Origin of the sequence: Pseudomonas sp. TH43 (genome assembly GCF_016650635.1) — a bacterium.
GTDB lineage: Bacteria > Pseudomonadota > Gammaproteobacteria > Pseudomonadales > Pseudomonadaceae > Aquipseudomonas.
Genome location: NZ_JAEKFI010000004.1, coordinates 1,048,539 through 1,070,602 on the forward strand (window position 1 = coordinate 1,048,539; position 22,064 = coordinate 1,070,602).

At 59.9% G+C, this 22,064-nt stretch carries 20 protein-coding genes; 12 read left to right on the forward strand and 8 right to left on the reverse strand.

Features of this window, described 5'->3' with window-relative positions; translation table 11 throughout:
* Positions 1-119: 119 nt before the first annotated feature.
* Positions 120-638: a glycine cleavage system protein R gene (locus JFT81_RS21185; protein ID WP_201228833.1), complete on the reverse strand. Its 519-nt coding sequence runs from the start codon at positions 636-638 to the stop codon at positions 120-122.
* A gap of 1,388 nt (positions 639-2,026) precedes the next feature.
* Between JFT81_RS21185 and JFT81_RS21190 the strand changes: the two genes are divergently transcribed.
* Entirely contained in the window at positions 2,027-4,204 is a 2,178-nt protein-coding gene (locus JFT81_RS21190) for a malate synthase G (RefSeq protein WP_201228835.1), read from the forward strand.
* A gap of 263 nt (positions 4,205-4,467) precedes the next feature.
* On the opposite strand, the gene JFT81_RS21195 is transcribed toward JFT81_RS21190, so the two are convergent.
* A complete protein-coding gene (locus tag JFT81_RS21195; RefSeq protein ID WP_201228837.1) occupies positions 4,468-4,914 on the reverse strand; it encodes a response regulator in 447 nt (148 codons plus the stop codon).
* 260 nt (positions 4,915-5,174) lie between these two features.
* Between JFT81_RS21195 and JFT81_RS21200 the strand changes: the two genes are divergently transcribed.
* The 8 genes from JFT81_RS21200 to JFT81_RS21235 all read left to right on the forward strand — a co-directional run bounded on the left by JFT81_RS21200 (position 5,175) and on the right by JFT81_RS21235 (position 14,394).
* Entirely contained in the window at positions 5,175-7,109 is a 1,935-nt protein-coding gene (locus JFT81_RS21200; RefSeq protein WP_347340488.1) for a DUF294 nucleotidyltransferase-like domain-containing protein, read from the forward strand.
* Positions 7,106-7,813 (forward strand): 3'-5' exonuclease, encoded by a 708-nt coding sequence (locus JFT81_RS21205; RefSeq protein WP_201228847.1) that lies wholly within the window; start codon positions 7,106-7,108, stop codon positions 7,811-7,813. The genes JFT81_RS21200 and JFT81_RS21205 overlap by 4 nt, the downstream gene beginning before the upstream one ends.
* Positions 7,814-8,063: 250 nt before the next feature.
* The gene (locus tag JFT81_RS21210; protein WP_207199946.1) at positions 8,064-8,540 is read left to right on the forward strand and encodes an RNA polymerase sigma factor; all 477 of its coding nucleotides are present in this window, start codon (positions 8,064-8,066) and stop codon (positions 8,538-8,540) included.
* Positions 8,537-9,511, forward strand: coding sequence for a FecR family protein (locus JFT81_RS21215; protein ID WP_201228851.1), 975 nt, complete (start codon positions 8,537-8,539; stop codon positions 9,509-9,511). Before JFT81_RS21210 ends, JFT81_RS21215 begins: the two co-directional genes overlap by 4 nt.
* A gap of 233 nt (positions 9,512-9,744) precedes the next feature.
* The gene (locus JFT81_RS21220) at positions 9,745-12,183 is read left to right on the forward strand and encodes a TonB-dependent siderophore receptor (protein WP_201228853.1); all 2,439 of its coding nucleotides are present in this window, start codon (positions 9,745-9,747) and stop codon (positions 12,181-12,183) included.
* A 74-nt stretch (positions 12,184-12,257) separates the two neighbouring features.
* Complete coding sequence (locus JFT81_RS21225) at positions 12,258-13,388, forward strand: PepSY-associated TM helix domain-containing protein (protein WP_201228855.1); 1,131 nt, start codon at positions 12,258-12,260, stop codon at positions 13,386-13,388.
* The gene (locus tag JFT81_RS21230; protein WP_201228857.1) at positions 13,385-13,564 is read left to right on the forward strand and encodes a hypothetical protein; all 180 of its coding nucleotides are present in this window, start codon (positions 13,385-13,387) and stop codon (positions 13,562-13,564) included. The genes JFT81_RS21225 and JFT81_RS21230 overlap by 4 nt, the downstream gene beginning before the upstream one ends.
* Positions 13,565-13,764: 200 nt before the next feature.
* On the forward strand, positions 13,765-14,394 hold the full coding sequence (locus JFT81_RS21235) for a glutathione S-transferase (protein WP_201198345.1): 630 nt from the start codon (positions 13,765-13,767) through the stop codon (positions 14,392-14,394).
* Here JFT81_RS21235 and JFT81_RS21240 read toward each other — a convergent pair.
* The 5 genes from JFT81_RS21240 to JFT81_RS21260 form a co-directional block, all read right to left on the reverse strand.
* Positions 14,391-14,606 (reverse strand): hypothetical protein, encoded by a 216-nt coding sequence (locus tag JFT81_RS21240; RefSeq protein ID WP_201228859.1) that lies wholly within the window; start codon positions 14,604-14,606, stop codon positions 14,391-14,393. The genes JFT81_RS21235 and JFT81_RS21240 overlap by 4 nt on opposite strands.
* Complete coding sequence (creD, locus tag JFT81_RS21245; protein WP_201228860.1) at positions 14,603-15,973, reverse strand: cell envelope integrity protein CreD; 1,371 nt, start codon at positions 15,971-15,973, stop codon at positions 14,603-14,605. Before creD ends, JFT81_RS21240 begins: the two co-directional genes overlap by 4 nt.
* A 174-nt stretch (positions 15,974-16,147) precedes the next feature.
* A complete protein-coding gene (creC, locus tag JFT81_RS21250; protein ID WP_201228862.1) occupies positions 16,148-17,566 on the reverse strand; it encodes a two-component system sensor histidine kinase CreC in 1,419 nt (472 codons plus the stop codon).
* A complete protein-coding gene (creB, locus tag JFT81_RS21255; protein WP_201228864.1) occupies positions 17,566-18,246 on the reverse strand; it encodes a two-component system response regulator CreB in 681 nt (226 codons plus the stop codon). Before creB ends, creC begins: the two co-directional genes overlap by 1 nt.
* A gap of 68 nt (positions 18,247-18,314) precedes the next feature.
* Positions 18,315-18,818 (reverse strand): ATP-dependent zinc protease, encoded by a 504-nt coding sequence (locus JFT81_RS21260; RefSeq protein ID WP_201148492.1) that lies wholly within the window; start codon positions 18,816-18,818, stop codon positions 18,315-18,317.
* Between the two features lie 281 nt (positions 18,819-19,099).
* Here JFT81_RS21260 and JFT81_RS21265 point away from each other — a divergent pair, with 281 nt between their 5' ends.
* Positions 19,100-19,987 carry an acyltransferase gene (locus tag JFT81_RS21265; RefSeq protein ID WP_201228866.1) on the forward strand — a complete coding sequence of 296 codons (888 nt, stop codon included), beginning with the start codon at positions 19,100-19,102 and terminating at the stop codon, positions 19,985-19,987.
* 1 nt (position 19,988) lies between these two features.
* Here JFT81_RS21265 and JFT81_RS21270 read toward each other — a convergent pair whose 3' ends face one another.
* On the reverse strand, positions 19,989-20,546 hold the full coding sequence (locus tag JFT81_RS21270; protein WP_201228868.1) for a DUF2780 domain-containing protein: 558 nt from the start codon (positions 20,544-20,546) through the stop codon (positions 19,989-19,991).
* A 149-nt stretch (positions 20,547-20,695) separates the two neighbouring features.
* Here JFT81_RS21270 and JFT81_RS21275 point away from each other — a divergent pair, with 149 nt between their 5' ends.
* Positions 20,696-21,331: a sigma-70 family RNA polymerase sigma factor gene (locus tag JFT81_RS21275; protein WP_201228871.1), complete on the forward strand. Its 636-nt coding sequence runs from the start codon at positions 20,696-20,698 to the stop codon at positions 21,329-21,331.
* Positions 21,328-22,002, forward strand: a complete 675-nt coding sequence (locus JFT81_RS21280) for an anti-sigma factor (RefSeq protein ID WP_201228873.1) — start codon at positions 21,328-21,330, stop codon at positions 22,000-22,002. Before JFT81_RS21275 ends, JFT81_RS21280 begins: the two co-directional genes overlap by 4 nt.
* The last annotated feature ends 62 nt before the right edge of the window (positions 22,003-22,064 follow it).

Below are 22,064 nucleotides of genomic sequence, written 5' to 3' on the forward strand. Positions count from 1 at the left end.
GAATGTTGGCTATTTTTTGTTCAACGCCAGCAAAGCCACGGCGGGCCAGGCGCTGCGAGCAGTCTCTACAGGTTATCCACAGGCAGGTGCACGTTAACACTGGATAACCTGAGCAGCGCTCAAACGTCGGTGCGTAACACCAAATCAACCATCAGATCATCGGCCAGGGTTTCCAGGCGCGACTGCAAAACGTCCAGCGAGAGGGTCAGTGGCACCGCCAGAATCGCTTCGGCGTGGAACAGCGGTTCACTGCTCATTGGCGCGGGACGCACTTCGGTCACCAGCCGCTCAAGGTTCACACCCTGCTCGCTCAGCAGCCGGGTGATGTCGCGCACGATCCCCGGACGGTCATTGCCCACCAATTCCATGGCAATCGGTTTCCAGGTGCAGGATTGCTCGATACCGCTTTCGGCAATGAGCACGCGAATGCCATGAGCCGACAGCGCTTGTAGGGAATCGACTAATTCGTCGTAAGCCTCTGCCGGCACGCCGACCCGCAGAATCCCGGCGAATTGCCCGGCCATCCGTGACATCCGACTTTCCAGCCAGTTACCGCCATGCTCGGCAATGCATTGGGCAATGCGCTCGACCTGCCCGGGCTTGTCCGAGGCGAATACGGTGAGTACGAGATGGTCCATGGCGCCGCCCTCTTGTCATGATTTTTGTTATAGAAGGGCAAGTATAGGCAAGCACCGAAATTCAGCCGCTATCCCCAATTGAAGACCCACCTGTGAATGTGATTTGGGAAAATCTGTGGAGAGGGGATTTATCCCCGTACGGCTGCGGCAGCAGTCGTCAATCCTGCCAATTCGGTTTACCTGCCAGAACGCCGGGGGCGGCTTCGCCACCCAACGGGGATGAATCCCCTCGCCACAATTAACCTCACCACGAGGCACTCTGTGACGGGTGCCATAGCGACCAAAATCCATGGCGCCGCCCTCTTGTCATGACTTTTTGTTGTGAACACCCACCTGTGATGTGATTTGGGAAAATCTGTGGTGAGGGGATTTATCCCCGTTCGGCTGCGGCAGCAGTCGTAATTCTGCCAATTTGGTTTACCTGCCAGAACGCCGGGGGCGGCTTCGCCACCCAACGGGGATAAATCCCCTCGCCACAATTAACCTCACCACGAGGCACTCTGTGACGGGTGCCATAGCAGCCAAAATCCATGGCGCCGCCCTCTTTTCATGATTTTTGTGGTGAACACCCACCTGTGAATGCGATTTGGGAAAATCTGTGGTGAGGGGATTTATCCCCGTTCGGCTGCGGCAGCAGTCGTAATTCTGCCAATTTGGTTTACCTGCCAGAACGCCGGGGGCGGCTTCGCCACCCAACGGGGATAAATCCCCTCGCCACAATTAATCTCACCACGAGGCCCTTCGTGACAGCTGTCATAGCAGCCAAAATCCATGGCGCCGTCCTCTTGTCATGACTTTTGTGGTGAACACCCGCCTGTGAATGTGATTTGGGAAGAACCTGTGGTGAGGGGATTTATCCCCGTTCGGCTGCGGCAGCAGTCGTCAATCCTGCCAATTTGGTTTACCTGCCAGAACGCAGGGCGGCTTCGCCACCCAACGGGGATAAATCCCCTCGCCACAATAATCTCGCCACGAGGCACTTCGTGGCAGAAGTCATAGGCCATAGCAGCCAAATAGTATTTATGTGTACAACTTTTGATATTTAGCTGGAACAATCCAATGGTTTTTTGAGAACATCCCGTTCCGCGATGTGACCGCAATGCGACATGAGGTCGCAGAACGACGTAATTAGTCTGATTTTCACAAGCGCAACTCATCATGTAGTATGCCTCGGCGCGCACTACATAACGCTGAATTGATGTCTGCCCAAGGCTCGTTCGCAACCCTGAAAGCCCCGTCAGCAAGGCCCCCAAGCCGTTGATTGGTCCCAGCCCAGCCGTCAGCAATGGCATGTACTGGTCGGCAGGTTTGTGGTTTAAATGGCCAGAGGCTTCATTGTCAAATTGAAGAGCTGAAAAGCGAAATAGCTGAGCAGAGTGAGGCAAGCAATGACTGAACACGTTCAAGTCGGTGGCCTGCAGGTCGCCAAAGTCCTGTTCGACTTCGTGAACAACGAAGCCATTCCCGGTACCGGCCTCACCGCCGAAAAATTCTGGGAAGGTGCCGACAAGGTCATTCATGACCTGGCGCCGAAGAACAAAGCCCTACTCGCCAAACGCGATGACTTCCAGGCGCGCATTGACGCCTGGCACCAGGAACACGCAGGCCAGGCCCATGACGCTGTGGCCTACAAAGCCTTCCTGCAAGAAATCGGTTATCTGCTGCCAGAAGCGGCTGATTTCCAGGCAACGACGCAAAACGTCGATGATGAAATCGCCCGTACCGCCGGCCCGCAACTTGTTGTGCCGGTGATGAATGCTCGCTTCGCTCTCAATGCCTCGAACGCCCGCTGGGGTTCGCTGTATGACGCCCTCTACGGCACCGACGCGATCAGCGAAGACGGTGGCGCGGAAAAAGGCAAAGGCTACAACAAGGTGCGTGGCGACAAAGTCATCGCCTTCGCCCGCGCCTTCCTCGACGAAGCCGCGCCATTGGCCGCTGGCTCGCACGTTGATTCGACCGGCTACAAAATCGCTGACGGCAAACTGGTTGTCACCCTCAAGGGCGGCAGCAACAGTGGCCTGCGCGACAATGCACAACTGATCGGCTTCCAGGGCGATGCCGACGCGCCAATCGCTATCCTGCTGAAGCACAACGGTCTGCACTTCGAAATCCAGGTCGACGCCAGCACCCCGGTCGGCCAGACCGACGCTGCCGGCATTAAAGACGTCCTGATGGAAGCGGCACTGACCACCATCATGGACTGTGAAGATTCCGTCGCTGCCGTCGATGCTGACGACAAAGTAGTGATCTACCGCAACTGGCTCGGCCTGATGAAGGGCGACCTGTCGGAATCGGTGTCCAAGGGCGGCCAGACGTTCACCCGCACCATGAACCCGGATCGCAGCTACACCACGCCCAATGGCGGCGAAGTGACCCTGCATGGCCGCTCGCTGTTGTTCGTGCGTAACGTTGGTCACCTGATGACCATCGACGCGATCCTCGACAAAGACGGCAACGAAGTGCCGGAAGGCATCCTCGACGGCCTGGTCACTTGCCTCGCGGCAATGCACAACCTCAACGGCAACACCTCGCGCAAGAACACCCGCACCGGTTCCGTTTACATCGTTAAACCGAAGATGCACGGCCCGGAAGAAGCGGCGTTCACCAACGAGCTGTTCGGTCGCATCGAAGACGTGCTCGGCCTGAAACGCAACACGCTGAAAGTCGGGATCATGGACGAGGAGCGCCGCACCACGGTCAACCTCAAGGCCTGTATCAAGGCGGCCAGCGAGCGCGTGGTGTTCATCAACACCGGTTTCCTCGACCGTACCGGCGACGAAATTCACACCTCCATGGAAGCCGGCCCAGTGGTGCGCAAGGCCGACATGAAGGCTGAGAAGTGGATCGGCGCCTACGAAAACTGGAACGTCGATATCGGTCTGAGCACCGGCCTGCAAGGTCGCGCGCAAATCGGTAAAGGCATGTGGGCCATGCCCGACCTGATGGCGGCGATGCTCGAACAGAAAATCGCCCACCCACTGGCCGGCGCCAACACCGCTTGGGTTCCGTCGCCGACCGCGGCTGCGCTGCACGCGCTGCACTATCACAAGGTCGACGTGTTCGCCCGTCAGGCCGAACTGGCCAAACGTGCCCGCGCCTCGGTGGACGACATTCTGACCATCCCGTTGGCGGTCAACCCGAACTGGACGCCAGAGCAGATCAAGAACGAACTGGACAACAACGCTCAGGGCATTCTCGGTTATGTAGTGCGCTGGATCGACCAGGGCGTGGGTTGCTCGAAGGTGCCGGACATCAATGATGTCGGCCTGATGGAAGACCGTGCAACGCTGCGTATCTCCAGCCAGCACATCGCCAACTGGCTGCGCCACGGTGTGGTCACTGAAGCGCAAGTGATGGAAAGCCTCAAGCGCATGGCGCCGGTGGTGGACCGTCAGAACGCCAACGACCCGCTGTACCGTCCGCTGGCGCCAAACTTCGACAGCAACATCGCCTTCCAGGCAGCGGTCGAACTGGTGATCGAAGGCACCAAGCAGCCGAACGGTTATACCGAGCCGGTACTGCACCGTCGTCGTCGCGAGTTCAAGAAGGCCAACGGCCTGTAACTTGCGCTGAATGCCGGATATGAAAAAGCCCTGATCGAAAGATCAGGGCTTTTTTGTTTGTGCGGCGGGCTTGGGTTTTGTAGTCGGTTTGAGATCCATCCCCCTCACCCCAGCCCTCTCCCCACGGGGCGAGGGGGAAAGGGAGCCGATCTTTTTGCTTTTCAAAACCGGAGTTCGACTGAGGAATTTCAAGTCGGCGTGCCTCAAACATTCACCTCGGTCAGTCCCCTCTCCCTCTGGGAGAGGGTTAGGGTGAGGGTCTCTTAGGTTTCTATCCCCAATTCATGTTTCACCAACGCCAACAACTTTGTCGTATCAATCGGCTTGAGGAGGAAATCCACCACGCTCAAATGCATCGCCGCAATCGCGTCTTTCACATCGGCATCGCCCGAGACGATGATGATCGGCATCGCTGCCCGCACCGACTCGCGCACCTGGCGGATCAACTCCAGTCCGCCGACATGTCCCATGCGCAAATCAGTGATCACCAGTCCGATCGATGGTTTTTCCGCCAACATCTTCAGCGCCGTTTCGCCACTCGCCGCGGTCATGCAATGGATGCCGTCCAGCGCCAGAACCTCCGCCAACAGTTCCCGTGCGTCCTTGTCATCATCGACGATCAAGACACGCTGCGGCGGGAGGTCGGGATCGAGCATTACTGCGCTGAGCGCTTCACGCTCGGCATCGCTCAAAATATCGTGGTCGGACATGGCGTTCTCTAAATGTTCAAATCAATCACCTGGCACAGTCGTCAGACATCGCTAAGCACTGCTTCAATGTGCACTTCGTCGGATTTTTTTCCAAGAGGCCGGACAAGAGAATTTCCGACTGTTCTTGTAGGGCACTTCCCAAATGTGCCGAACAGCATGGCAAACCTAGACTTACGTCCAATGGGCACCCTGCGCGCAGGGGCCGACCATGACCGCAACGATCCGACAACAACAATTCAAAAAAGACTGCGGTAATGGTTATGAGTAAAGCGGACGCCTTCACCCGGGCAGGGAAAACCGCGGTGTTGCAGAACATTCAGGGCACTCTGCAATTTCTCCAGCGCTTCCCGCCTTTCAATCAAATGGAACACGCGCACCTCGCGTATCTGGTGGAGCAATGTCAGCTGCGCTTTTACGGCCAGGGCGAGAGCATTATCAAACCCACCGACGGCCCGGTCGAACACTTTTATATCGTCAAACAGGGCCGGGTAGTCGGCGAACGCCAGCACATCACCAAGCCGGGGACCGAAACCACGTTTGAAATCACCACCGGCGAATGCTTCCCCCTCGCCGCGTTGCTCGGTGAGCGGGCAACACGCACCGAACATCTGGCTGGCGAAGACACCTTCTGCCTGCAACTGAACAAACCCGCGTTCATCAAATTGTTCGCGCTTTCCAATGCTTTTCGCGACTTCGCCTTGCGCGGGGTCAGCAGCCTGCTCGATCAGGTCAACCAGCAAGTGCAGCAAAAAGCCGTGGAAACCCTCGGCACTCAGTACTCGCTGAACACCCGCCTCGGTGAACTGGCAATGCGTCACCCGGTGACGTGCAGCCCTGCCACGCCGCTGCGTGAAGCCGTGAAGCTGATGCACGAACAACAGGTCGGCAGCATCGTCGTGGTCGATGAGCACAAGGCGCCGCTGGGGATTTTCACCCTGCGCGATCTGCGCCATGTCGTCGCTGAAGGGGTTGGCGATTTCAGCGACGCCATCGAACGCCACATGACCCGTGCGCCCTTCTATCTCTCGCCGGATCACAGCGCCTTTGATGCGGCGATTGCCATGACCGAACGGCACATCGCTCACGTCTGCCTGGTCAAGGATCAACGCTTGTGCGGTGTGGTTTCCGAGCGTGACCTGTTTTCCCTGCAGCGGGTCGATCTGGTGCATCTGGCCCGAACCATCCGCAGCGCCCAGCGTGTCGAACAACTGGTGACCCTGCGCGGCGAGATCGGCCAACTGGTCGAACGCATGCTGGCGCACGGCGCGTCCTCGACTCAGATCACCCATATCATCACCCTGCTCAACGACCATACCGTGTGCCGGGTAATCGAACTGACGCTGGCCGAGAAAGGCGATCCCGGCGTGCCATTCAGCTGGCTGTGTTTCGGCAGCGAAGGCCGCCGCGAGCAAACGCTGCACACCGATCAGGACAACGGCATTCTGTTCGATGCCCGCGACGCTGCGCATGCCGCGGAGATTCGCGGCAAGCTGCTGCCGATTGCCCAGCAGATCAACCAGAGCCTGGCGCAGTGCGGCTTCACCCTGTGCAAAGGCAACATCATGGCCGGCAACCCCGAGCTGTGTTTATCGCGGGCGGAATGGGCACGACGCTTTGCGGCGTTCATCCGTGAGGCGACGCCCGAAAACCTGCTGGGATCGAGCATCTATTTCGATCTGCGCGTGGTCTGGGGCGACGAAAAAAGCTGCGAGCAACTGCGCCGGGGCATTCTCGATCAGGTCGGTGACAACCGGTTGTTCCAGCGCATGATGGCCGACAATGCCTTGCGCAATCGACCACCCGTAGGGCGATTCCGCGAGTTTGTGCTGGCACGCAAAAATGGCGAGAAAGCCACGCTGGACCTCAAGGTTCAGGGCCTGACGCCCTTCGTCGACGGCGCCCGCCTGCTGGCATTGGCCAACGGCATCGACGCCAATAACACCCTCGAACGTTTCCGTCAGTTGGTCGATAAAGAAGTGATCGAGCGTCTCGATGGCGCGGCGTATGAAGAGGCTTATCACTTCATTCAGCAGACGCGCATGCAGCAGCATCAATTGCAGACCCGGGAGAATCTGCCGTACTCGAACCGCGTCGACCCCGACAGCCTCAATCATCTGGACCGACGGATCCTGCGTGAGTCCCTGCGTCAGGCGCAACGCCTGCAGAGCAGCCTGACCTTGCGGTATCAGCTATGAGCCTGTTTTCGTGGCTACGCCCGGCGAGTCCGGTGGTGCCGGCGGATTTCCAGCAACGATTGGCAAAGCTCCCGGCGATCAGCGAGCTGGGTGAATGCACCCTGCGCGAACAGCGCTGGGTGGTGCTGGACCTGGAAACCACCGGGTTGAACCTGAACAAGGATCGGCTGTTGTCGATTGGCGCGGTGGTGATCGAGGACGGCGCGATCGACTTCAGTCAGCAATTCGAACGCACGCTGCAGTGTCGCGAACTGAAACTCAGCCCCAGCGTGTTGATTCATGGGTTGGGGCCGAATGCGATTGCGGCTGGCAGTGAACCGGCCGAGGCGCTGCTGGAATTGCTGGAGTTCATCGGCGACAGTCCGGTGCTGGCATTTCATGCACCGTTCGATCAGCACATGCTCGGGCGTGCCTTGAAAGAACATCTGGGGCACAAGTTGCAGCAGGTATTTCTTGATGTCGCGGATATCGCGCCGCTGGTGTGTCCGCAGGCGCAGATTCGCGAGGCCGGGCTGGACGAGTGGATCGAGTGGTTCAAGCTCGAGGTGTTCGAGCGGCATAACGCGAGTGCCGATGCGTTGGCGACGGCGGAACTGGCGTTGATTCTGTTCAGCCGGGCGCGTCAGCAGCAGATTCACAGTCCGCTGAATTTGCAGCAACGGTTGAGCCAGTGGAAGCGTCGACGACAAGCACCGTCCTTTTAGATTTTCGTTGCCTGTTCTGGCCTCTTCGCGAGCAGGCTCGCTCCCACATTTGGAATGCGATGCCTTGTGGGAGCGAGCCTGCTCGCGAAGAACGATGACGCGATTTCCCTGATGCCACCTGACCAGTGGCCAATTGCTAACCATTCCCACCTCTGCCAGAATCGCGAACAATTCGCGTTAGTTAATATTTCCCAATCGGTGATGTCCGGTGTCGTCAGTCCCAAGCCCTCACAGTCAGCTCGTCGGTGCGATGTATCGCGACCATCGCGGTTGGCTGCTGGCGTGGTTGCGGCGCAATGTGGCGTGCCCGCAACGGGCCGAGGATCTGAGCCAGGACACTTTTGTGCGCTTGCTCGGTCGCGACGAGTTGCTTACACCCCGCGAGCCACGCGCCTTTCTGGTGGCGATCGCCAAAGGCCTGCTGTTCGACTACTTCCGTCGTGCCGCGCTGGAACAGGCCTACCTCAGCGAATTGATGCTGATCCCTGAAGGCAAACAACCTTCTATAGAAGAACAGCAACTGATCCTCGAAGACCTCAAGGCCATCGACCGCTTGCTCGGCAAACTGTCGACCAAGGCCCGCGCCGCTTTCCTTTATAACCGCCTCGACGGCCTCAGCCATGCCGAGATCGCCGACAAACTCGGCGTCTCGGTACCACGCGTGCGCCAGTATCTGGCGCAAGGCATTCGCCAGTGCTATATCGCCCTGTACGGTGAGCCGACGTGAATCCGGCCAGTTCCAGGCCAGTGCCGGCGCATGTGCTGGATGCGGCGATTGCCTGGCAGTTGACCCTCGATTCCAGTAGCCCGCTGGAGCGTGAGGAGTTTGCCAAATGGCACGCGGCCAACGAAGAACACGCACGGGCCTGGCGTCAGTTGGGCATGCTCGATCAGCGTTTCAATGTAGCCAAGGGGCCGGCACGTAGCGCCTTGCTGCAATCGCGCGAGGGCATTCGGCGGCGTGTGCGCAAACTGGGCAGCGGGCTGGCCAGCGTTGTGGTGGTGGTCGGTGTCGCGCTGTTCGCGAGCGAGCGTTATCTGCCGCTGGATTACTGGCTCGCCGATCAGCGCACGGCCACGGGGGAGCAACGCACCGTGCATCTGGCCGATGGCACCGTGCTCAATCTCAACACCCACAGTGCGGTGGATGTGCGTTTCGATGACAAACGCCGACTGATCGTTTTGCAGGAAGGCGAGATTCTCATCGAAACCGGCCACGGCGATGCGCGGCCATTTATCGTCGAAACCCGCGAAGGCAGCATGCGCGCCCTGGGCACACGCTTCCTGGTCAAGCGCGAGGAAGACGGCACGCGGCTGAGCGTGTTGCAGTCGGCGGTGGCGGCGCACGCGCAAGGCAATCCTGAAGAACAGATCCTCCGTGAAGGCCAGCAAGTGCTATTGCGCGGTGATGGGCTGGGCTCGATCGTTGCGCTCAACCCCGGCGCCGATGCGTGGACACGCGGCATGCTGGTGGTCGACAACGCGCGGCTGGGCGATCTGGTGCATGAACTCGGGCGCTATCGACGCGGGCACTTGGGCGTGACGCCGGAAGTCGCCGACTTGCGCATTACCGGCAGCTTCCCGCTGCATGACACCGACAAGGCCTTGAGCGCCCTGCTGCCGACCCTACCGGTACAGATTGAGCAGCACACGCAATATTGGGTGACCGTCGCAAAGGCTGATTCCAAGCCTGAATGATCTCTGCTGGCTGAGCGCCCGCCATCGCTGGCAAGCCAGCTCCCACAGGGGTCTGAACTGAGCATGAATTTTGTGAACCGCACTGAAACCTGTGGGAGCTGGCTTGCCAGCGATGAGCCCCCGACAGTCTCCATTTTCAGTTAATCGAAATTATTTTCATCCAGCCCTATCACTTTTCGAGTTTCATCCGGCACACAGGCAATTGAGAAATATTTACATTCAGGAGCCGCCGTATGTCCCGTTCGCTAGACACCTTGTTGCGCCCCAGTCTGCTGGCCGTCGCCATCGCTTTCAGCACGCCGTTGATCAGCAGCCCGTTGCTCGCCGCTGAACAAGCATCCAGCGTGCGCGCCTACAACCTGCCGGCCGCACCGCTGTCGACCACCCTGAACCAGATCGCCAGTCAGGGCGGCATCGCGCTGTCGCTGAATCCTTCGCTGGCGGCAGGCAAGACGTCGGCACCGGTCAGCGGACAGTACGACGCGGCTGGCGCCCTGCGGGCGGCTCTGCGTGGCACTGGTCTGCAACTGGAACTGAGCAGCACCGGCACTTACACCCTGGTTGCCGTGCCGGAAGGCGTGCTCGATCTGCCGGAAACTTCTGTCATCGGCGTGGAAAACACTGAAAGCGCCTGGGGCCCGGTCGACGGCTACACCGCCACCCGCACCGCCGCCGGCACCAAGACCGACACCGCGCTGGTCGAAGCGCCACGCTCGATCTCGGTTGCCACGCGCCAGCAAATGGACGACCGCAGCGTGCACAGCCTCGACGATGCCGTGCGCTACATGCCGGGCATCACCGCCAGCAGCTACGGCAGCGACACCCGCACTGATTGGCTGCGTGTACGCGGTTTCGAGCCGACCCAGTTCCTCGACGGCCTGCCACTGCCAAAAGGCGTGTACGCCAATCCAAAACCGGAGACCTGGAACCTCGACCGCCTCGCCCTGCTGCGCGGCCCGGCTTCGTCGGTGTACGGCCAGACCCCACCGGGCGGTCTGCTCGACATGGTCAGCCGCCGCCCAAGCGCCGAAGCCAGCAGCGAAATCCAGTTGCAGTACGGCAGCGACAACCATCGCCAGATCAACTTCGCCAGCACCGGCAAGATCGATGACGCCGGCCAGTTTCTGTATGGCATCAGCGGCGTCGTGCGCGACAGCGACACGCAGATCGACCACATCGAAAACAAGCGCTACAACATTGCGCCGAGCCTGACCTGGAACATCGACGATGACACCAGGCTGACCTTGCTCACGCAGTTCACCCGTGACGATACCGGTGTCACCAGCCAGTTCTATCCGATTCAGGGCACCAAGATCGACATGCCGTTCGGCAAGATTTCCCACCACAAAAACCTTGGCGATCCTGACTACGATTACTACGACCGCACCTACTACGCGCTCGGCTACGCCTTCGAACATCGTCTGAACGATGTGTGGCAGTTCAAGCAGAACCTGCGTTACACCAAGTCCGATCTGGCCTTCCAGACGGTCACCGTCAACAGCTACAACCCGTCGTTCGCCGGTTTCACCGTTGACGATCAGGGCAATGTCGGTCGCGGCACCACCAACGTTGATGAAGACATCAGCCAGTTCGCTGTGGACAACAACTTCCAGGCCGACTTCGCCACGGGTGATATCAGCCACACCTTGCTGCTGGGTCTCGATCATCAGCGCAGCAACACCAACTACACCTCGATCTTCGGCACCGCGCCGAGCATCAATGTGAACAACCCGATCTACGGCCAGACGATCGTCCGTCCGCCGCGCTCCAGCGCGTTTTACGATTACGATCAGAAAACCTACCAGACCGGTCTGTACGTGCAGGATCAAATGGCCCTCGACCAATGGCGCCTGACCCTCGGCGGCCGTGAAGACTGGGTACACACCAGCACGCAGTTCATCAACAAGGGCGATGCCACCAACACCCAGCGCGACAAGAACTTCAGCGGCAACGCGGCGATCAGCTATGTCTTCGACTCCGGTTTCGTACCGTACCTGTCGTACGCCGAATCCTTCCAGCCGACCACCGGCGCCGATGCCACCTCTACCGGTTCGCTCAAGCCAACCGAAGGCAAACAGTGGGAACTGGGCATCAAGTACCAGCCACCGGGCAGCAAAACCCTGCTCAGCGCTGCGGTGTATGACCTGACCCAGAAGAACGTCTCGGTCAACAGCATCGTCAACAACGTGACCATCACCAGCCAGGCGGGTGAAGTGAAAGTCAAAGGTCTGGAGCTGGAAGCGGTTTCGGACGTCACCGATAACCTGAAAGTCATCGCCGCTTACACCTTGGCCAAGTCAGAAGTGCAGAAAGGCATCGACAAGGGCAACCGTCTGCAACTGATGCCCAATCAGCAAGCCTCGTTGTGGACCGACTACACCTGGCACACCGGCGTGCTTGACGGTTTCGGCATTGGCGGTGGCGTGCGTTACACCGGCAACACCTACGGCGACAAGGCCAACACCTGGCTGGGCAAGGCGGACGCCTACACCGTGTTCGACGCAGCGGTGCATTACGATCTCGGCCGTCTGGACAACAGCCTCAAGGGCGCGTCGCTGGCACTCAACGCGACCAACCTGTTCGACAAGGACTACATTTCCACCTGCGACGGTTACTACTGCTACTACGGCGACCAGCGCAGCGTCGTCGCCAGCGCCACTTACAAGTGGTAAGCGACTGAGCTGAAACGGGCTCTGTCACCAGGCCGTCCCTCGTGGACGGCTTTGGCGTTCATGAAGGTCATGAAATGAAAAGTAAAACAATTCGTCGCTGGTCATTCATCCACACCTGGACCAGCCTGGTCTGCACCGTGTTTTTGCTGATGCTGGCATTGACCGGTCTGCCACTGATTTTCCATCACGAGATCGAGCACTTGCTCGGCGATGCACCCGAAGTGCGCGAGATGCCGGCCGACACGCCGCGGCTGAATCTGGCGCAACTGGTCGAGGCGGCGGAAAAACATCGTCCCGACGAAGTCGTGCAGTACTTCGGCTTCGACGACGATGAGCCGAATGCCGTGCTGACAATCATGGCGAAAACCGCCGGCACCGAGCCGAACTCTTCACACACGTTCATGCTCGATGCGCGCACCGGGGAGGCACTGGAAACCCCGTCGGCCAACGGCGGTTTGATGCTGTTCATCCTGCGTCTGCACGTCGATATGTTCGCCGGCTTGCCAGGCAAGTTGCTGCTGGCGTTCATGGGTTTGCTGTTTGTCGCGGCGATCGTGTCCGGGACGGTGTTGTATTTGCCGTTCATGCGTCGGCTGACGTTCGGCACCGTGCGCCAGGACAAATCGACAAGGCTGCGCTGGCTCGATTTGCATAACCTGATCGGTGTGGTGACGTTGACCTGGGCATTGGTGGTGGGCGTCACCGGGGTGATCAGTGCCTGCGCTGACCTGCTGATTGCCGCCTGGCGCAACGACGCTTTGAACACCCTGATCGCACCCTATCGCGATGCGCCGCCGCTGACGCACCTGGCCCCGGCCACGCGTTTACTCGACATCGCTGGCGAAGTCGCACCCGGCATGAAGCCGGACTTCATCGCCTTCCCCGGCACGCGATTTTCCAGCGAACACCATTACTCGGTGTTCATGAAGGGCGGTACGCACCTGACCTCGCATCTGCTGACGCCGGTATTGATCGACGCCTCCACCCTGAAGGTCACTGCCGTTGCCGAACGGCCGTGGTACATGGACGCCATGGGCATGTCACAGCCGTTGCACTTCGGGGACTACGGCGGCATGCCGATGAAGATTCTCTGGGCCGCGCTTGATGTGCTGACCATCATCGTGCTCGGCAGTGGCGTGTATCTGTGGGTGGTACGGCGCAAGGCGGCCAAGCCCGTGCTGGAAGCGGCGGAGGCCTCCGCATGAAGCCGCGTCAGTCGAATTTCTGGAAGGTCTTCAGCACACCGCTGGTGATTGCGTTGCTGAGTGCGGCGGGGTTGTTTGCGGCGTTGCTGGGGGACGGTCTCTGGGATGCGCTGAGCTGGGTCGGGCTGGGCGTGCCGGCGTTTTTGGCGATCAGGGGATTGCTGCAGCGCCGCTGATTTTTGTGTTGTCAGGCGGGGCCTCTTCGCGGGCAAGCCTTGCTCCTACGGGAATCGCGTCATTCCCACGCAACTCACCGTCCGTAGGAGCAAGGCTTGCCCGCGAAGGCGCCCTCACGAACGACAAAAACCCCCTCGCCAGCCACAGTGGTTATGGCTAGGCTAACCTCCTGCTCTTCGACGATCACCGAGGTTTGCCAATGTCCGTCCCCAGCATGACCCTGTACCACAACACGCTTTCTCCGTTCGTACGCAAAGTGATGGTGTTGCTGCACGAGACCGGCCAGCAGGATCGTGTCGCGTTGCAAGACTGCGTGCTCAGCCCGGTCAGCCCCAGCGCTGAACTCAACGCCGACAACCCGCTGGGCAAGATCCCGGCACTGCGTCTGGCCGATGGCAATGTCATCCATGACAGCCGTGTGATCCTCGAATACCTCGACCAGCAGCATGTCGGCAATCCGCTGATCCCCCGCGAAGGTGCGGCCCGCTGGCGCCGTCTGACCCTGGCCTCGATGGCTGACGGGATCATGGACGCCTCGGTGATGGTGCGTTACGAACTGGTCTTGCGGGCGCCGGAGAAACACTGGGACGAATGGCTCGACGCTCAGCGCGACAAGATTCGCCGCGCTTTGGCCGTGCTGGAGACTGACGCCATCGCCGAGCTGACCAGCCATTTCGACGTCGCCGCGATCAGCGTGGCCTGTGCGCTCGGATACCTCGACCTGCGCTTCCCCGACCTGGGCTGGCGTGACGCAAATCCGCAACTGGCCAACTGGTTCTTTGAAGTGAGCCAGCGACCGTCCATGATCGCCACCCTGCCCAAGCCTTAAATCTGCGGCGCCTGTTCCGGTCTCTTCGCGAGCAGGCTCGCTCCCACATTGATTTTGGGTGTGGCAGAAAACTCTGTTTCAACATCAATCCTGTGGGAGCGAGCCTGCTCGCGAATGCACCAACTCGGTTCCACAGGCAAAAAACCGATAATCCGCGTCACCAACTCATCCTTCCAGCACTGATCCTCACGCAACCCCAACAACCCGCTCATTGCACCCCCCCGATATCAAACTCCAGCGGCTTGGTCGTCTTCTGCCCGATCCCGTACCAGTCCAGTTTGCGCGTCAGCACCATGAACACACCGAGCAAGCCGAACAGCAACAACGAGCCCATCAGCAGCGCGTAATCCTCGGCGTTCAGCAGTCCATACAGCAGGCCATACAACGCGGCCAATCCCGCCGAAAAACTCAAGCCGTGACGCACGCTGCGCAGCACATGGCAGACATAAAAGCCGATCAACAACACACAGCCACTGGCCGACAGCAGATACGCCAGAGCAAAACCAATGTGCTCCGACAACGACAGCAACAACAGATAGAAGAACGCCAACGCGACACCGACCAACGCGTACTGCACCGGGTGCACCGCCAGACTCTTGAGCACTTCGAAGAGGAAGAAACCGGCGAAGGTCAGCACGATGAACAGCAACGCGTATTTGATCGCCCGGTCACTCTTCAGATACTGATCCACCGGGTCGATGAAGCTCACACCAAAGCTGCGGCTGTTGAACGCATCGCAGTCGTTGCTGCTCACGCAGCGGCTCATGGCGTCTTGCAGGTTGGTGGAGAAGAACGTTGTTTGCCAGTCAGCGCTGAAACCCTGATCGTTGATCTCGCGTTTGGCTGGGAGGAAATTGCCGATGAAACTTGGATGCGGCCAGTTGGCGGTAAGGCTGACGCTGCTGGTCTTGCCCACCGGCAGCACCTGCAGCGAACCGGTGCCTTGCAGGCGCAGATCAAAACCGAAGCTCAGCTCTGTGGTTTTACTGGTGTCGAGCAGCGGCAACGTCACTCGCACGCCTTCACCCAACCAACCAACTTGCGTGCCGGGAACGAAGTCCAGACGCTGGCCATCGAGCTCCAGTTTCAACGCATTTTCGATCCCGCGAATGTCGCTGATGCCGACCGCGAGAAACGCTGCATCGAACTGGTAGTCCGTGAAGTCTTCCTTGATGCCCAATTGCGCCGGCAACGAAAAATGCCCGTTGATGCGGTTATCGGCATGGAACAGCCGCGCCTCGTAGATGCCGCGAGCGCGCAGTTCGGTTTGCACCTGACCATCGAGTTCGAAACGCTCTGGAAGGAAATACAGCCGACCGCGTTCTTCACGTGGTTCGTCGTAACGCTGGTTGGTCTTGTCGTTGGTTTTCCAGTTGTGGATCACTTTGCGATACGGCACGACCATCACCGGCCCGCTCAATTGCTGGCTGTAACTGGAGCTGCGCGCGATGTCTTCGAGCACGCCGTCACGCAGTTGCTGGCGGTCGTCGATGACGCCGTCGATCATGAGTAGCGGGATCAGCAAAAGCAGGATCAGCAGGGCGATGGCGCCGAGCTTTATCGTCAGATTCTTGTTCATGGGACTCTCCCTGTTTGGATGGGCAGAGTCTGGTGGTGCTGTATGAGGGGAATGTGCGGGGAATGTGGAGATTGTGTGGAGACTGCACTGACCCCTTCGCGAGCAGGCTCGCTCCCACAGGTGTACGCATTCCAATGTGAGAGCGAGCCTGCTCGCGAAGGCCGCGCCTCGGTTTCAAGGCAGGCGCAACATCACTTCAACCCCGCTTTCGACATTGCGAACTCGCATCGAACCACCATGCAATTTGACCACTTCTTCAACGAAGTTTAGCCCCAAGCCCGTGCTTTTGCGGCCACTGTCCGGTCGTGGCAATGAGTAAAAGCGCTCAGTCAAACGTGGCATGGCGTAATCGGGGATTGCTGCCGTCTCATTGAACAGGCTGAATTCGATCTGCTCGCCAACCCGTTCGGCGCTGAAACGCAGCAGCCCCTGAACCGGCGTGAAATCCAGCGCATTCTCGAGCAAATTACCCAGCGCCTGCCGTAACAGAAAAGGCTCGCCGATCAGCAGCAAATCCGCCGGAATCGTCTGTTCTACTCGCAGGTGCTTACCTTCGATTCGTGCCGCCTGCCCCTGTAACAGCTCGTCGACGAATGCCGCCAGCGGCACGGCAACCCGCTCTTCCAGCCCCTGTCGCTGTTCGACCTGCGCCAGATTCAGCAGCCGTTCGATCAACTGCTGCATCCGCGCGCTTTCGCTGTCGATGTTGCCGACAAAGCGCAGTCGCTGAACCGGCGACATGTCACCTTGCAGCAACTCCGCCGCGCCACGGATGGCGGCCAGTGGACTTTTCAGCTCATGGGTCAGTGTGTGTACATAGCGCTCGACGTAGGCTTTGCCTTCCAGCTGCGTACGCATCTGCTCGACGGCCGTAGCCAGTTGTTCCAGTTCGCCACCACGATAGTGCGGCACTTCCACTCGGCGGCCTTCGCTGACGGCTTGGGCGTAACCGGTCAAACGGTGCAGTGCGCGGCTCAGCCACCACGACAGCAATGCGCCGAACAGCAGGCCGAGGCCGATCAGGCCGGCGCCGTAAAACAGCAGGCGCCGTTCGGTGCGATCGACATAGGGCTGCAATGAGCTGTTGGGTTTGGCCACGGTGACCACGCCGATGATCTGGCCGTTGTCGCGGATCGGCGCGCCGACGTGCATGACCGACGAGCTCGCGTCATCCGGATCGCTTCGGCTTGAGCGTGCGCCGTACTCACCGCGCAGGGTCAGGTAGACGTCGTTCCAGCGCGAATAATCCTGACCGACCGCGACGCCGCTGGAATCCAGCACGACAATACCCTTGGCGTCGGTGACGTAGATGCGGTGGTTGACCTGATTTTTCGGCAGCCCCCAGATCGTCGCTTTGGGCTGGCGCTCACCATAGGCGCGGAGCAATTCGGGCCAGCGATTCTCGCTGAGGGTGCCGGCCTTGAAATCGTCACGAAGTATTTCCGCCATCAGGTTTGCGGTGTCGACGAGGGTTTCTTCGGTGGACTGCCGCACGCCGGGGCGGATTTCTTCCATCACCGTGTTGAGCACGAAATAACCGGTCAGGCCGACAAACAGCACGTAGACCAGAAATATTCGCAGGCCCAGCGACATCAGCTGTGCCCCGGGCTGTAGCTGTATCCGAGGCCGCGATGGGTCTGGATCGGCTCGGCTTCGGCGCGCACCAGGCGCAATTTGGCCCGTACGCTTTTGATATGGCTGTCGATGCTGCGCTCGTAACCGGCATCGGCGGCTACACCTAGCGCGTCGAGCAATTGCTCGCGGCTGAACACTCGCTCAGGTTGTTCGAGCAGGCACTGCAACAGGCGAAATTCGTGACGAGTCAGGCTCAGGGCCTGGCCGCGATAACTGATCTGTACACGCTCGGCATCGATGCGGAACAACGTCGAACTGGCTTCGATCGCAGGCCGTGGCGCCATGCGTTTGAGGATTGCCCGCACCCGCGCCGCGACTTCCCGCGGGCTGAACGGTTTGACCACGTAGTCGTCGGCACCGATCTCCAGACCCACCACGCGGTCGATCTCGGCATCGCGGGCGCTGAGAAACAGCACCGGCACTTCGCTGAAGCGCCGCAGCTGTTTGCAGGTCTCGAAACCGCTGATGTCCGGCAGGCCGATATCGAGGATGATCAGGTCGGCCGGCGTTTGCCGCTGATGTTCGAGTGCCGCCGCGCCGAGGCTCAGCCACGTGGTGGCGAAACCCTCGCCCTGCAAGGCAAAAATCAGCGTGTCGGCAATCGCCGCTTCGTCTTCGACAATCAGGATATGAGGCATGGCGTCCGAGCCCGTGGGTTAAGTGCGCGAACGGTGCCCCAAGCGTGCTGCTACGTCAATGAGACCACTTAGCAGTCCGGTTTATCAGCGGTAAAACGCCGTGCCGGGTTCACGGCCGCGCCAAACTCACGCAAGGCCTTGGCACCGATCAGCAGCGGATAGTTGAAGTTGCTGCGGTCGGTCAGGTTGACCTCCACGGTACGCTTGACGTTGCCCAGGCACAGTTCCAGGTCGACCACCGGACGTTTGGCGACTTCGGTGTTTTCACCCTCATCCTCTTCATCCGAGCGGCTCTTGATCTTGCTGATCCGCGCGACTTTGTGTTCGTAGACCTTGTTGTCGGCGTCCTTGGTGCCGAGGCGGAAACGCACCCAGTCGTCGCCATCACGGGTGAAGGTCTCGATGTCCTTGGCCGACAGCGAGGCGGTCAGCGCGCCGGTGTCCATCTTGGCCTTGAGCACTTCACCGCCGATTTCCGGCAGCGCGATGTATTCGTAGCGCCCGTACAGGGTCGGCTCGGCGGCCATGACCGGCAGGGCGACGAGGGCAAACAGTGCAAGGAGGGATTTCACGTAAAGGGCTTCCTTGGAAATTGAGGGCGGCAGACGTGGGATTTTAGACACTCGGCAAGCAATTCGTTCGCCGCTGGGCCCCCTTCGCGAGCAGGCTCGCTCCCACATTTTGAATGCATTCCTCTGTGGGAGCTGGCTTGCCAGCGATGAGGCCAGCACATTCAACACAATATCTGGCACCAGCATACCCAGCCAAAAGTGAAACATTCGTCACCACCGATTTGGCCTGTCGCGCGAAGCTGCTTATCATGGCGCGCCCATCCGTTTTCAAAGAGTTGCTTATGCGCCGCCTGCTCACCGGCTGTTTCGTCACCCTGCTGCTGTTGCTCAACACGCTGATCCTGATTGGACCGTTGCTGGTCTTTGCCCTGCTCAAACTGGTGGCGCCGGGCCGCTGGCGTGACTACGCGTCGTGGGCGGTAATGTGGATCGCCGAGACCTGGGCCGAAATCGACAAACTGATTTTTCGCCTGTGCATTCCGACCCAGTGGGACATTCGCGGCGGTGCAGACCTGCGCGGTGACACCTCGTATCTGGTGATCAGCAACCATCAATCGTGGGTCGACATTCCGGCACTGATCCAGACTCTCAACCGACGCACGCCGTTCTTCAAATTCTTCCTCAAGAAAGAGCTGATCTGGGTGCCATTCCTCGGCCTGGCCTGGTGGGCGCTGGATTATCCGTTCATGAAGCGCTACACCAAGGCGTTTTTGGCGAAGCATCCAGAGCTGGCGGGCAAGGATCTGGAAATCACCAAACAGGCCTGCGAGCTGTTCAAGCGTCAGCCGGTGACCGTGGTGAATTATCTGGAAGGCACGCGCTACACCGCCGCAAAAAGCGCGCAACAGCAATCACCGTTCAAGCATTTGCTCAAGCCCAAGGCCGGCGGCGTGGCGTTTGTGTTGGCAGCGATGGGTGAACAACTGGATGCGATTCTTGACGTCACCGTGGTTTATCCACAGGCGAAAATCCCGGGGTTCTGGGATTTGATCAGCGGTAACGTGCCGCGCGTGATCATCGACATCCAGACCCGCGAACTCGATCCGGCGCTGTGGCAAGGCGATTACGAGAATGATCCGGCGTTTCGCCAGACGGTCCAGAGCTGGGTCAACCAACTCTGGAACGAGAAAGATCAGCGCATCGCCGAACTGCGCAGCGAGCGCCGCTGAATCAGCTACCGGTGCCGGCGCCCCAGATGCTGCCCAGACTTTGCAGCAGTGGGCCGCCAACGCCTTGATCACCCAGATACTTGAGCAGCACCGGGGCAAATTGGCCGACCATGCCGCTGTCCATGCCCAACGCGCCGAAGGCATTGTTCAGATCACTGGTGTTCTTGACGTTGCCCAGCGCGTTTTCCAGCCCCGCGGACTTGCCCGAGGAGCCCAGCAAGCCGCTCAACGCCGCCATGTTGCCGCCACCGCCCGACAGCTTGTCGATGCCCGGCACTTCTTTGGCCAGCTGCGAATAATCGGTGCTGCTCAATTGGTTCTTGGCCAGGCCAAGCATGGCGCTGGTGCCGCCGACGGCTTGCTGGGGAGTAACACCCAGACCAGTGACCGCTTGCAGCAGACCGGCCGTTTCCGAGGTCGGCGCGGCGGCAGTGGCAGCGTTGCCGCCCTGCATGCTCGAAGCAGCCTTGGTCACATCGTCCAGACTGAAACCGGCGAAGACCGGACTGGCCGCGAGGGTCATCAGCGAAGCCATGGCAATACCGCGTGAAATCTTCATTCAGACATCCTCTTGCGCTGTGAAAACCACCCGTTGAACGGGCGGCGAAACTGCCGGTTTGACCGGGTATCCGCCGGCATGTTCCAAACCTGCGCATCCATTTTCAGCATAGCCACGTATATGAATCGTGAAACCCTGGAAATCCCGCAATGAATGGCACAACCGCTGTCGCTGAACTAGCCTGTGATCAGCCCGAGAATCGCCCTCGTCGCCCGACCTTTGCCTGGAGAGACGTCATTTCCATCGCCGACACCGATCAGTTGCGACAGCTGTTGGCCCAGTGTTCACTGGGTGACCGGCGCGCCTTCGAAACGCTGTACCGCAGCGTCGGCCCACGCCTGCACGGTGTCGCCCTGCGGTTTATGGGGCGCAGCGATCTCGCCGAAGAAGTGCTGCAGGAAAGCTTCGTGCGCATCTGGAACAACGCTTCGCGCTACGAAGCGCATCTCTCGGCGCCGCTGACCTGGATGATCAACATCACCCGCCATCAGGCCATTGATCAGTTGCGCAAACACCGCGACCGGCCGCTCAGCGATCTGGAACAAGACGCCCTGCCGGACGAAAGCCCCTCGGCACACGACCAGCTCAGCAGCGCCCGCGAGGCCCACGCATTGAACCGCTGCCTCGAGACGCTGGAAGGCATGCAGCGCCAATCGATCAGCGTGGCGTACTTTCAGGGTTTGTCCTGCTCGGAACTCGCCGAACACCTGGCCACGCCACTGGGCACAGTCAAATCGTGGATCCGCCGTGGCATGGAACGTCTGCGCCGGTGCCTTGAATCATGAACTACCAGACCCCTGCCCTGCGCCGCGCCCTCGCCGCCGATTACGCCATTGGTTTGATGTCTGCGCCTGCGCGTCGACGGTTTGAGCAATTGTTGCTGGATGACGCAGCATTGCGAGCGGAAGTGGCGCAGTGGCAGGAAACGCTCGCGAGCCTCACCGAATCCCTGCCGGAACAGCCGGTGCCTGACCGCGTGTGGCAAGGCATCACCGCGCGCATCGAACCGCAAGTGCTGCATGTGCCCGAGAAACGGCCGTTCTGGAACTGGCTGCGAGTGACGGCGGCAGCCTGCTCAATCGTAGTGCTGGTGTTCCTTGGTTCGCTGTACAACCGTGACGACGCCCGCTACCACGCCACGTTGCTGACCGCCGATGCGCAACCGGCGCTGAAAGTCGAGGCGCATGCGGATTATCTGCAGGTCGAGCCGCTGACATTGGCGGCGGTCGAGCCTGATCGAAGCCTTGAACTGTGGGCGATTCCGGCGGATGGCAAACCTATCTCGCTCGGTGTGATCCCGGCGGGGGGCAAAGGCAAGGTTGAGTTGAGTGAGGCGCAGAAAGCGCTGATCGGCAAGCCGATTGCGCTGGCGGTGAGTCTGGAGCCGAAGGGTGGTTCGCCGACTGGGCAACCGACGGGGCCGGTTCTCTATCAGGGTGCTTTGGCAGCCCTTTGAAGCAAAACCCCTCACCCTAGCCCTCCCGAAACGTCGGACCGCCCGGAGGGAGAGGGGACTGA